11 protein-coding genes and 1 pseudogene are annotated in these 12,083 nt (G+C 62.4%); 5 read left to right on the plus strand and 7 right to left on the minus strand.

What is annotated here, in order from left to right; translation table 11 throughout:
• A pseudogene (locus tag NIBR502773_RS25220) lies at window positions 1–2,150 on the plus strand (lipase family protein).
• Window positions 2,151–2,159: 9 nt separating this feature from the next.
• On the opposite strand, the gene codA reads toward NIBR502773_RS25220, so the two are convergent.
• The 6 genes from codA to NIBR502773_RS25250 form a co-directional block, all read right to left on the minus strand.
• On the minus strand, window positions 2,160–3,395 hold the full coding sequence (gene codA, locus NIBR502773_RS25225) for a cytosine deaminase (RefSeq protein WP_141157227.1): 1,236 nt from the start codon (window positions 3,393–3,395) through the stop codon (window positions 2,160–2,162).
• A 27-nt stretch (window positions 3,396–3,422) separates the two neighbouring features.
• The gene (locus tag NIBR502773_RS25230) at window positions 3,423–4,628 is read right to left on the minus strand and encodes a PucR family transcriptional regulator ligand-binding domain-containing protein (RefSeq protein ID WP_115488759.1); all 1,206 of its coding nucleotides are present in this window, start codon (window positions 4,626–4,628) and stop codon (window positions 3,423–3,425) included.
• Window positions 4,625–5,887: a cytosine permease gene (codB, locus tag NIBR502773_RS25235; protein ID WP_141157228.1), complete on the minus strand. Its 1,263-nt coding sequence runs from the start codon at window positions 5,885–5,887 to the stop codon at window positions 4,625–4,627. The genes NIBR502773_RS25230 and codB overlap by 4 nt, the downstream gene beginning before the upstream one ends.
• Before the next feature lie 190 nt (window positions 5,888–6,077).
• Window positions 6,078–6,701, minus strand: coding sequence for an NUDIX hydrolase (locus NIBR502773_RS25240; RefSeq protein ID WP_027603137.1), 624 nt, complete (start codon window positions 6,699–6,701; stop codon window positions 6,078–6,080).
• 96 nt (window positions 6,702–6,797) lie between these two features.
• Complete coding sequence (queD, locus tag NIBR502773_RS25245) at window positions 6,798–7,154, minus strand: 6-carboxytetrahydropterin synthase QueD (protein WP_003237990.1); 357 nt, start codon at window positions 7,152–7,154, stop codon at window positions 6,798–6,800.
• Window positions 7,155–7,230: 76 nt separating this feature from the next.
• The gene (locus NIBR502773_RS25250; protein WP_065939376.1) at window positions 7,231–8,310 is read right to left on the minus strand and encodes a hypothetical protein; all 1,080 of its coding nucleotides are present in this window, start codon (window positions 8,308–8,310) and stop codon (window positions 7,231–7,233) included.
• A 194-nt stretch (window positions 8,311–8,504) separates the two neighbouring features.
• Between NIBR502773_RS25250 and NIBR502773_RS25255 the strand changes: the two genes are divergently transcribed.
• Genes NIBR502773_RS25255 through NIBR502773_RS25270 form a run of 4 tightly spaced genes read left to right on the plus strand, consistent with a single transcriptional unit; the run spans window position 8,505 to window position 11,102 of the window.
• On the plus strand, window positions 8,505–8,807 hold the full coding sequence (locus NIBR502773_RS25255; protein ID WP_115488756.1) for a PepSY domain-containing protein: 303 nt from the start codon (window positions 8,505–8,507) through the stop codon (window positions 8,805–8,807).
• Window positions 8,807–9,118: a PepSY domain-containing protein gene (locus tag NIBR502773_RS25260; protein WP_065939374.1), complete on the plus strand. Its 312-nt coding sequence runs from the start codon at window positions 8,807–8,809 to the stop codon at window positions 9,116–9,118. The genes NIBR502773_RS25255 and NIBR502773_RS25260 overlap by 1 nt, the downstream gene beginning before the upstream one ends.
• Window positions 9,118–9,786, plus strand: coding sequence for a response regulator transcription factor (locus NIBR502773_RS25265; RefSeq protein WP_027603141.1), 669 nt, complete (start codon window positions 9,118–9,120; stop codon window positions 9,784–9,786). The genes NIBR502773_RS25260 and NIBR502773_RS25265 overlap by 1 nt, the downstream gene beginning before the upstream one ends.
• A complete protein-coding gene (locus NIBR502773_RS25270) occupies window positions 9,783–11,102 on the plus strand; it encodes a sensor histidine kinase (RefSeq protein WP_141157229.1) in 1,320 nt (439 codons plus the stop codon). The genes NIBR502773_RS25265 and NIBR502773_RS25270 overlap by 4 nt, the downstream gene beginning before the upstream one ends.
• Window positions 11,103–11,275: 173 nt before the next feature.
• Here NIBR502773_RS25270 and NIBR502773_RS31405 read toward each other — a convergent pair whose 3' ends face one another.
• A complete protein-coding gene (locus NIBR502773_RS31405) occupies window positions 11,276–12,031 on the minus strand; it encodes a methyl-accepting chemotaxis protein (RefSeq protein ID WP_373682397.1) in 756 nt (251 codons plus the stop codon).
• Window positions 12,032–12,083 lie beyond the last annotated feature (52 nt).

A 12,083-nucleotide genomic window follows, 5' to 3' on the forward strand; every position in this document is an offset into this window, starting at 1 on the left:
ATGACGATGGAACAATGGAAAAAACCGTTTTTTAACGAAAAAATGCCCGCCTGTACGGTGCGTGGAGACTGGCTGAGTTTTTGTCTGGTGGACGAGTCCGGCGACGGGAAAGCTTATGGAGGGCTCAAGTATGAAATTGTTGACAGTGCAGGGCAGCGATACGCGGGCCGTTTGAATGGCGATGGTTTTGTACGATTAGAGGGGCACTGCCGTGGTCCTGTCGTGCTGGTTTTCGATGCTATGTATCAGGAGTTGGGGAGCTACTATTCGACATTGCAGAGGCGAGAAAAGTATCCGTTACCCATCACCGACCTTCAGGTCAGAGCGGAACAAACGAAATTTTCAAAATCCAGCGGTGAGCAAACCGAGAGCAATTCTGCGCGGCAGAAAGCTGACCACTTTTATCAGGTTGAAGTGAGCGACTTGGTTCGTCAGGGCTCCCATCTACCTGCCGTGACACCCACTGCCTACCGCCCCAAACGCCATGCACTAAAAATGATGGCTGATCTGGGGTTCGGTCCGTCCCAACCCTCCTTATCAGGGGTCGTGTTGTTCCCGAGCAATCACACCGTTCTCGAAGTACGTCCACTGCGAGCCCTGCGTCCAATGCTATCCACGGAGGACCGCTTCTGTGCCTTGAATCTGTACCAATTGGCACTGTTTGCGGCGTTGAGTTACTGCGATTTTGGCCAGGAGCCCTCAGACAAACCATTTGATCAAGTGCGCTTTCCACTGGATCCCAGTGTTGGAAATTTGTTTGCTGAACAACTATCTGGGTTTCACCAAGCCTGGCGAGTTGATCCGGAGCAAGTGCGACGTTTTTATCCGCTTTATGAGGATGTACCTTACTCATGGCGTTTTGAAATTCTTCCCTTCGATCCTGAGCTGTATCCGCAAAATCGTCCGGAGCTGGAGGAAAAACAGGAACACCCTGCGCATTTGCACTTCTTTGATGACGAAAAAGGCGGTACTGATACCCAGGCTTTCATAACCCACCACGATGAGGTCATCCTGATTGCGGTGCGTGGCACCGCCAGCCCATCTGATGGATTGCGAGATGCCAACGCCCATCAAGTACCCTTCATCGATGGCGTAGGCAAGGCGCATGAGGGGTTTTATCAGGCTTACCGAGCGGTACGTAACTTCGTGCTGCGATACCTCGACCAGTTTCATGTCGGGCAACGAATAGTTATATGCGGTCACAGCCTTGGCGGCGCCATCGCGTTGCTCTTGGCTGAGGGGTTGCGCCGAATTCCCGACGCTCACTACAACATCCTCCTCTACACCTACGGCGCCCCCCGCGCCGCCGACGCCGAGTTCACCGCCGGCGCTTCCACGTTGGTGCACCACCGCATCGTCAACCACAACGACCCGGTCCCCAGCGTCCCGGCCCCTTGGATGAACACCACCGCCAAACTCTGGATCCCCGGTGCCGTCACGCTATTCAGCGCCCCCACGGCCGGGGGCTGTTGTTCGCCGCCGGCCTGGTGCGTATTGGCGGCAACCCCTACCAACACCACGGCGATCAACAGCACTTCATGCCCATCGTGCTCCCGGACGGTACGCATTCCTCCGTGCTGTGGAGGCCGGGCTGCGAGTCCATTGAAGAAGCCGGCCGCAACCGAGCCTGGCAAACGCGCGGTGACATGCCCGATCGCGAAGGCCTGATCAAACAGTTGGTGCAATACAAACAGCATTTCATGACCGCCAGCTACATCCCCGCCGCCTGGGCGACGTTGCGTCGCTGGCAACAGGCTGTGGATAGCAATGGTCCTCTGGTGACCCAACGGGAGTTTGAACTGCTCGACCATGCCCTTGCGACCATGCGCAAGCAACTGCAAGACAAGCGGCGTGAACTGACTCGACAGCGCCCGGCCAACGACCGTGCCTATGAATACCATGAGCCGCTGAACGCTGAGATCGACCGCCTGCACACCAGTCGCGAACGCCTGCAAACCCTGCGCTGGCGTCGTCTTGAAGCGCGTGATGTCTACGGCAGCCATAGCCACTCCTCCAACCTGCAACCCAGTCTCAAGCGCTGGTTCCTCCATCGTGAAAACCAGGCGTTGCCTCAGGTCGCGAGCATCCCTCCCGCTGCGCAGAGTGAGCTGGGGAGGGTGCAACCGCTGGATCTCGACTCGATCGTCTGACCTGGGTGCTTAGACAAACTCCACCTGCGCCGGCTGGCGCTTCATCAACACCTTGCCGTGGCGAATCGAGTACAGCGGTAGCCCTTGGCTGCGAATCACCTCGTAGTCGCTGTCGGCCGAGAGGATCAGCAGGTTGGCCGGGCGCCCGGCTTCTAGGCCGTAACGGTCACCCAGGGCCATGGCCTTGGCGCTGTTGTCGGTTACCAGGTCGAGGGCGCTTTGCAGGTTGCGGTAGCCGAGCATATGGCAGATGTGCAAACCGGCTTCCAGCACGCGCAGGATGTTGCCGTTGCCCAGCGGATACCAGGGATCGACGATGGAGTCCTGGCCAAAGCATACGTTCATGCCGGCCTCCAGCAGCTCGTTGACCCGTGTGACACCGCGGCGTTTCGGAAAGCTGTCGAAGCGGCCCTGCAGGTGGATGCTTTCGGTGGGACAAGAGACGAAGCTGATCCCGGAGTGCCCCAGCAGGCGGAACAGTTTGGCGCAGTAGGCATTGTCGTAGGAACCCATGGCCGTGGTGTGGCTGGCGGTGACGTGGGCGCCCATGTCGCGGCTGCGGGCTTCTTCGGCAAGTACTTCGAGGAAGCGTGAATGCGGGTCGTCGGTCTCGTCGCAGTGCACATCCACCAGGCAGCCGGTGCGTTCGGCCAGGTCCATCAGGAACTTCACCGAACTCACGCCTTGGTCGCGGGTGTATTCAAAGTGGGGGATGCCGCCGATCACATCGGCGCCCAGGCGAATGGCTTCTTCCATCAGTTCGCGGCCGTTGCGGTACGACTCGATGCCTTCCTGGGGAAAGGCGACGATTTGCAGGTCGATCAGGTGCGAGCTTTCTTCGCGCACTTGCAGCATGGCCTTGAGCGCCGTGAGGCCGGGGTCGGTGACATCGACATGGGTGCGTACATGCTGGATGCCGTGGGCGGCGAGGGCCTGGATGGTCTTTTTGGCGCGTGTCCTGGTGTCTTCCTCGGTGATGGTGGCCTTGCGTTCACCCCAGCACTCGATGCCTTCGAACAGGGTGCCGCTCATGTTCCAGCGCGGTTCGCCGGCGGTGAGGGTGGCATCAAGGTGAATATGCGGTTCGACGAAGGGCGGTATCACCAGGTTGCCGGCTGCGTCCAGGTCATTGGGCCCCACTGCCGGCGCTGTTGTTTGTGGGGTGATGCTGGCGATCCGGCCGTGTTCCAGGTGCAGATCATGCAGGCCTTCACGGTTGCGCAGGCGGGCGTTGATGATGTGCATGGGCAAGTTCCTCTTGGCTAAAAACAATCAGGCAGACAGCCGCCAGATCATCAGGGCGATGCCGATGTCCAGGCGGTCATAAGCGTTATCCAGTGTCAGACCGCACAGGGCTTCGATGCGCTGGACACGGTGTGTCAGGGTATTGCGGTGCAAGGCCAGGCGCTGGGCGGCAGCCACAAGGTTACCATTCTCGTGAAACCAGGCTTCCAGGGTCGGCATCAGGCTGGGGCCGTGGTGCAGGTCGTGACGCAGCAGCGGGCCCAGGCGTTCATTGAGGAACTGGTCGAGCAGGGCGCGATCACGCACACCGCTGAGCAGCTTGAGCACGCCCAGTTCGTCATACACGCACAGCCCGGCACGCTCGCTGAAGCGTCGTGCGGCCACCAATGCCTGGCGTGCTTCGTCCTGCGCCTGGGCCAGGCGCGCGGGTGGGTGTGCAGCGGCGCTCAGGCCGATAAACAATTTCAGCGGCGCCAGGCGCAGGTTGAGCGGGTTCAGCCAGTTGGCCAGTTGCTGGCGGTTGGCCAAGGCCGTGACGGCATCCGGTGCAGGCAGCAGCAGGGTCCATTGTCCGGCGCGCCCCAGTACCGGCAGTACCGCCGATAGTTGACGCAAGCGCCGACTGATAGCGTCGTGTTGCCGCGCCAGCTGTGCCTCCACCTGTGCCGCGTCCCCCTGGGCAAACAGCAGCTCACTGCCTTCTAATTGCAGTTGGGCGACCTGCCAATGCCCGGCCAGTGGCATATTCAATTGCACGGCCCGATGCAGCAGCAAATCCAGGGATTGATAATCCCCGCTCAGCAAGCGCTCCAGCACGTCGTGCCGCGAGCGTCCCAGTTGCTCGGACTGGATCAGCGCCGAACCAATCGCCTGGGTCACCAGCACCATTTTCAGCGAGTAGGGCTGCTCGATCAGCGGCATGCCGGCGGCTTCGGCGGCGTCGAGCAAGCGCTGGGGAATCGCCTGGATATACGCCGCTCCCGTCAGGATCACCAACCCGGCCACTTGACGCTGGCAGGCTTCGTCCAGCAGTTGCAGGAGGTTGGCCTCATCCCGTGGGTGGTTGATGCCGGTGACGAACACCAATTCACCGCCCAGCACCCACTCGGCGATCCCGCTGTTTTCCGCCACATAAGGCCAACGCACGACGTTATCCAGGGCGGCAGCGCCGGCGCGCAGGCGCATGGATTCCAGCCCCGGCAACGCCAGTACCTCCGCAATGGTCAGGCTCATGCCCGGGCATCAGCCAAAGGCACGCGCAGCACAGCGGTGAGCGCGACGTAGGTCAGCGACGCGGCAGCGATGCCCACCAACGGCGCGACCCACGGCGAGTTGAACGCCAGCACGGTACCCACCGCGTACGCCACCAGCCCGGCCCAGTTGAAGGCCGGCAGGCGCGCATCCGCCAGGCGCGGGTAGTGGCCGCGCCAGCGGTAGAAGAAGTCCGCCATGATCACTCCGCCAATCGGCGGAATCACCGTGCCCAGCAGGATCAGGTACGGCACCAGCATGTCGTACATGCCCAGCAACGCCAGCAAGGTGCCGATCACCGCACCCGCCAAGGTCACGGTTTTGCGCCGCTTGGTGCGCAGCAGGTTGCAACCGGCCACGGCGAAGTTGTAGATAGTGTTGTCCTGGGTGCTCCAGATATTGAGCAGCAACATGGCCATTGCCGCCATGGCGAAGCCTTGCAGCAGCAACACTTCGACCACGTCGGGCTGTTGGTAGACGATCGCGCCATAGGCGCCGATCAGCACCATCAAACCATTGCCGATAAAGAACCCGATCAGGCTGGCCAGCACCGCGACCTTGGCCGAGCGGGAAAACCGCGTCCAGTTGGTGGCCTGGGTGGCGCCGCTGACAAACGTGCCGAACACCAGGGTGATCGCCGTGGACAAATCCAGCTCGCCGGTCGGCACCACCGCCAGCAGCCCGTCCAGCCCGCCGACTTTCACCGTGGCGACCCACATCGACAGCAACAGCAACAGGCCCATGGCCGGCACCGCGATGTAGGAAAGAATCTCCAGCCCGCGATAGCCCACGTAGGCCGTGGCGCAGAACACCAGGCCGAACAGCACCATCAACACCAGCACGCTGCCCTGGCTCAGCTCGAAATACTTGCCCAGCACCACGGCCGCCGTGGCGGTGCCCCAGGCGTACCAGCCGATCTGGGTGAACCCGAGGATCAAGTCACTGAGCTTGCTGCCCACCTCGCCAAAGCAGAAGCGGCCCATCAACACCGAGTTCAACCCGCTCTTGAACGCGATGTAACCCAGGCCTGCGGCGTAGATACCCAACAGCAGGTTACCCAGGGCCACCACGCCGAGCATCTCGGTGAAACTGAACGCCACTCCGAGCTTGCCGCCGGCAAACATGGTCGCGGTAAAAAAGGTAAAGCCCAGCAGCACCATGGCGGTCGACGCCAGGCCTTTGCGCGCATGCATGGGGACTTCGCTTAAGGGGTAATCGTTGCCCGGTTCTTGCTGCGTCATGTGCGTGCTCCCTGAATGAGTAACGCAGGCCTGTGGCACCGGGCGTGCCAAATCACCGGCAGTGACAGGCGCACGGTCGCCGCTGTGCACTGTGCACAGTATTTATAGCCAAACAGGCGGGGAACGCAGGCGGGAGTGTTCGTTGTGCCCAGTCGGGCACGAAAGCGGTGCAGCAGTGATACAAATTGGATCAGTCGAACAGCGTCTGCGTGGTCTCGCCGCGATGAAAGGCGAACGCTGCCTCCAGATCACTTTCGATGGTGCGTCCACGGGACAGCGGCGGCAGCTCGTCCAGGCTGAAAAAGCCCACCTCGGTGGTCTCGAACCCGGCCACCGGCGCCAGTTGATCCACCCGTTCACACAGGAAATACAACTTGTAGAAATCCCGCACATCCGGCCGGTACAGCCCCTTGGCCTTGTGGGTGACGCTATACAGCGCCCGCGCAGTAACGCTCAGCCCGGCTTCCTCGCGAATTTCCTTGATGATGTTTTCCGCCGCCGACAAACCGATATCGGCATAACCACCGGGCAGCGCCCAGCAACCGTCGGTGGCCTCGCGCACCAGCAGAATCCGCTCACCCTCGATCACCGCGCCACGCACGTCGATCATCGGCGTCGAATAGCGCTGGGCAAAATCCGACACCAGCCCGGTGATGCGCTCCAGGGGCACATTGCCCAGCTGCGCCAGCATGCTGTGGGCAATCTCGGCGATTTCTTCCAGGCGTTCGCGCTCGAAATCATCGGTGCAAAAGTGCAGCCCCGTGGAGGCCAAGGCTTGCAAGCGTTTGGCCTGGGCCAGCCAGGTAGTTTCCATGGACATCTCCTCGGTCGCGAAGAAGGGCAAGGGTGGAAGGGTGCTACGGGAGGCACAAAAAAACCACCGCAAGGGTGGTTTTTTAACAGCGCAGGCTTACTCGCCGCGATAGATGCAGCCACTGGTGCAGGTCTCGTGGATACGGATCGCACTGAGCTCCGGCAGCAGCGGCTTGAGTTCAGTCCAGATCCACTTGGCCAGCACTTCGCTGGTGGGGTTTTCCAGGCCTGGGATGTCATTGAGGTAGTTGTGGTCGAGGCGTTCGTAGAGCGGCTTGAAAATCGCCTTGATCTCCGAGAAGTCACGAATCCAGCCGGTATGGGGATCCAGGTCGCCACTCAGGTGGATCGCCACCTTGAACGAATGCCCATGCAGGCGCCCGCACTTGTGGCCTTCCGGTACGTGGGGCAGGCGGTGGGCGGACTCGAAGGTAAACTCTTTGAAGATTTCCACAGTATTTTCAGCTCGGTCAGGTATCTGGCAGGCGGCGAGTTTAACAGCTTGATCCCATGCCGCGCATACCGCTGGGTCAAAGCGCCTGCAAGCGCTCGCCCAGGCCACCGTTATCGGCCAGTTGCAGAAACTCATCCCCCAGTCGCCGGCTCTCGCTCATCGCGGTTTGCCAGTACTTGTTGCGGCTCGGGTCGTCGCCCATGAAACGCTTGAAGTCGCTGCGGTCCGGCAGTTTGCCGTGGGGCAGGCGGGCCAGGTAGTCCTTGGACGGCGCCAGCAGCAACACATCCTGCAAGCCGTGCGGGTTGCTGCGCCGCCATGGCAGGCCCTTGTCGAACCAGCCGGGGATGACCCGGTCGGTGAAGTGCGGGTACAGCACGATGTCGTCGCCGTGGTAGGGCAGGTCGAGGTGGTAGTCCAGCAGGCCGCCGTCGCGGTAAGTGCCGGTGCCGGCTCCGGGCAGGTCGCGCACGCCTTGCATCACCATGGGGATCGACCCGGACGCCAGCAGCGCCTGGCGCAGGTTGCCCATGTCCAGCGCAAGGAAGCGCGAGGGGAAATCCTTCAGCGGGTGCACCGGCGGTGCCTGGCGCGGGTCGTGGATGATCAGTCGCTCGAAATGCCGTGCCAGCCGTGCACGGCCGCGCAGGTTGTCGGCGATCACCGATGACAGGCCCAAACCCAGGCGCCCGCGATGGTCATCGGCGAGCAGGCCGTGGCTCTTGACCACCATGATGTTCAGCCGGTAGTCGGGGTTGTCCAGCACCCGCGCATCGCGGCCGGCCAGCAGGTCGTCGAGCATGCGCTGGCAGCTGCGGCTGACTTCGGCCATGGTCACGCCTTTGGCAAAGCGTTGTTCGTTGTACAGGCGGCCGAGGTCCAGCAGGCCTTGCACCGGGTCGGGCAGGCAGGCGCTGGCAAACCGCCAGGAACCGATCGATGCACCGATCAGCGCCCGCTCCCGTGGCGCACGCGGCAGCCAGTCGCCGAACAGCGCCAGGTCCAGACCCTGGATCCCCAGCGCCTTGGGGCCGCCGGCCGCTCCGGGGAGTATGCCGACATCCGCAGGCTTGAGGCCCTGTTCGCGAATGCGCGCAAAGGCGCGTTTGCCGGCCTTGAGGGTCAGGGCGGGGAACTTGATGTGGATGGCTGTCATACCGGTCTCTGTTGAAGCGAGGTGCAGGCGCAAGCGTGCTCGCGAAAAACGTTAACGATACCGCGTGAATCCTGAATAAGCATCGTAGCCTGTCGCACGTGCTGGAAATTGCCATGGTGGCAATTCAGTTTCAGTTAAGTTGCAGCCGCTACCGTGGCCGGTGTAGGAAAAACATCGTGTAACGGAGACTCATCATGAAACGCCTCACTGCTCTGGTCGCCGCCGCTATCATCGCCTCCACGGCGACCCGGGCCGGAGCCGTGGACCCCGACAAACCACTGATCGTGCCCGCCACTGTTACAATTGTTGCGTTCGACCAGCTCGAAGCCACAGCCCAGGCCCTGCACCCCGGTTCAACACTGCTGGACACCGACCTGGACGAGGCTTACGGCAAGTATGTCTATGAAGTCGAACTGCAAGATGCCGACGGCATTGAATGGGAGGTCGAATTGGACGCGCTCACCGGGCAGGTTCTCAAGAATCATCAGGATACGTAATGAAGGTAAATTTACGCGCCGGCAGTCGAGTGGCGTTGGTGCTGGTGGTGTTCTGCTCAGGCTTGCAGGCCCGCGACCTCAACCAGGACGAAGCCTTGGCGCTGCGCCAGCAGGGGGTGATCCTGCCTCTGGAGCACCTGTTGCAGCAGGCCATGGCGCGGTATCCCGGCTCGCGCCTGCTGGAAGCCGAGCTTGAGAAAAAGCACGGCCAATATGCCTACGAAGTGGAACTGGTGACCACCGACGGCGTGGTGCGCGAGATCAAACTCGACGCCACCAACGGTGTACTGATCAAAGATGAGGAAGACTGATGCGCCTGCTCCTGGTGGAAGACAACGTACCCCTGGCCGATGAACTGCTGGCCGGCCTGCAGCGCCAGGGTTATGCGGTCGACTGGCTGGCCGACGGCCGTGACGCCGCGTATCAGGGCCGCAGCGAACCCTACGACCTGATCATCCTCGACCTCGGCCTGCCCGGTTTGCCCGGCCTTGAGGTGCTGGCGCAATGGCGCGCCGCCGCGTTGGCCACCCCGGTGTTGATCCTCACCGCCCGCGATTCCTGGGCCGAGCGTATCGAAGGGCTCAAGGCCGGTGCCGACGATTACCTGAGCAAACCCTTTCACCCCGAAGAGCTGCACCTGCGCATCCAGGCACTGCTGCGCCGCTCCCACGGGCAGGCCAACCAACCCACCTTGCAGGCTGCCGGCCTGCACCTGGACGAAGGCCGCCAGTGCGTGTTGCGCGATGGCGACGAGATCCAACTGACCGCCGCAGAATTTCGCCTGTTGCGCTACTTCATGCTGCACCCCGAACAGATCCTCTCGAAAAGCCACCTGGCCGAGCACCTGTACGACGGCGAGACCGAGCGCGACTCCAACGTGCTGGAAGTGCACGTCAACCACCTGCGCCGCAAACTCGGCCGCAGCGTGATCGAAACCCGGCGCGGCCAGGGTTACCGGTTTGGCGCCAGCCCTGCATGAAATCGATTCAGCGCCGCCTGAGCCTGGGCCTGATCAGCGTGATGGTGATCGTCGGCGTGGTGCTGGCGCAAACCAGCCTGTGGTTGTTCGAGGCCGGTTTGCAACGCTACCTGGAAGCCGGGTTGCGCAACGATGCCGAGAACCTGCTGGTCGCCCTGGTACGCGGGCCCAACGGTGTGCAACTGGATGAGCAGCGCCTGTCGCCGGCCTACCAGCGGCCGTTTTCCGGGCATTACTTCCGCATCGATTTTGCCGACACTCACTGGCGCTCCCGCTCGTTGTGGGATCAGGAATTACCCCGACTGCCGGAGGCCGGGCTCAAGGGCAACCTGCAATTGGGCCCCGAAGGCCAGCAATTGCTGGTGCTGCGTTCGGACTACAAGCGCTTTGGCCAATCGATTTCCATCAGCGTGGCCCAGGACTACACCCCGGTGCGGGAAAGTTTTCGCCTGATGCGTCGGATCGGCCTGGTGCTGGGGCTGGCGGCACTGCTGCTGGTGTTGTTTTTGCAGCGAGTCACCGTACGTCGCGCCTTGCGCCCGCTGGAAAACGCGCGTAACCAGATCGCCCAACTGCAACAAGGCCAACGCTCGCAACTCGACACCCAGGTGCCGCTGGAACTGGAACCGCTGGTCGCCCAGATCAACCACCTGCTGGCCCACACCGAAGACAGCCTCAAGCGCTCGCGCAATGCCCTCGGCAACCTTGGGCATGCGCTGAAAACCCCGCTGGCGGTGCTGTTGAGCGCAGCCTCGAGCGAGGCGCTCAAGGATCACCCCGAACTGAGCAAACTGCTGCGCGAACAATTGGAGCAGGTGCAACAACGCCTCAACCGTGAACTCAATCGCGCCCGGCTGGCCGGCGAAACCCTGCCGGGTGCCTTGTTCGACTGTGAACAAGAACTGCCCGGCCTGCTTGCCACCTTGAGCATGATCCATGGCGAGCACCTGGACCTCAGCTACCACGTCGCGGCGGGGCTGCAATTGCCCTGGGACCGTGAGGATTTGCTGGAACTGCTCGGCAACCTGCTGGACAACGCCTGCAAATGGGCGGATGCAGAGGTGCGCGTGAGCGTCAGCGAGACGCCGCACGCTTACCTGCTGGCGGTGGAAGATGACGGTCCCGGGATTCCCGAGGCCCAGCGTGACCAGGTCTTCAGCCGGGGTGCACGCCTGGACGAACAGATCGACGGCCATGGCCTGGGGCTGGGGATCGTGCGCGACATTGTCGAGGTGTGGGGCGGGGTGTTGCAGTTGCAGGAGAGCGAGCTGGGCGGGCTCAAGGCGCTGATCGAATTACCTAAACGCCATGGCTGACACGCCGTAGATCAAAATGTGACAGGGGCTTTCTGTGGCGAGCGGGCTTGTCGAATCGTCGCACCGCCCGCGTTGGGCTGCGCAGCAGCCCCAATGGATCTTCAGTGAACCCGTCGGGGGACAAGCCCCCTCACCACAGTAAGCCCCTCCCACATTGGACTTGTCTTCGACCCTCAGACGCGGAACTGGTCCATCAACCCCTGCTGCTGATTCGCCAGGCTGTTCAACGCCTGGCTCACCCGCGCCGACTCATTGGCCTGTTCCGACAACGACTCGGTCACATCGCGAATGGTCGCCACATTGTGGTTGATCTCTTCGGCCACCGCGCTTTGCTCTTCGGCGGCGCTGGCGATTTGCAGGTTCATGTCGCTGATGACCGTGACCGCATCGCCGATCTGGCGCAGGGCGGTAACGGCCTCGCCGACCTGTTCGACACTGCCCTGGGCCTGGCGATAGCTGTTGCCCATGGAACCGACGACCTCTTCGGTGCCGCTTTGCAATTGTTCGATCACCAGGCGGGTTTCCTCCACCGACTCCTGGGTCCGCCGTGCCAGGTTGCGTACCTCGTCGGCGACCACGGCAAACCCGCGGCCGGCCTCACCGGCGCGGGCGGCTTCGATTGCCGCGTTGAGCGCCAGCAGGTTGGTTTGCTCGGCGATGCCGCGAATCACTTCGAGCACGGAGCCGATCTTCTCGCTGTTGGCGGACAAGCCTTCGACCTGGGCCATGGCGGTGCTCATATCGGCCGCCAGTTGGCCGATGTTGGTGGTGGTGCGGTCGATCACTGTCAGGCCGTCGCGGGTAGCCTGGTCGGCTTCCCGCGCGGCATGGGCCGCCTGGGCGGCGCTGCGGGCCACGTCCTGGGCGGTGGCGCTCATTTCGTGGGAGGCGGTGGCCACCTGGTCGACCTGGCGGTACTGCTGCTCCATGCCGGCGCTGGTTTGCGTCGCAATCGCGGCGGACTGGTCGGCGGTGCCACGG

Origin of the sequence: Pseudomonas sp. NIBRBAC000502773 (assembly GCF_006517195.1) — a bacterium.
Lineage (GTDB): Bacteria > Pseudomonadota > Gammaproteobacteria > Pseudomonadales > Pseudomonadaceae > Aquipseudomonas > Aquipseudomonas marginalis.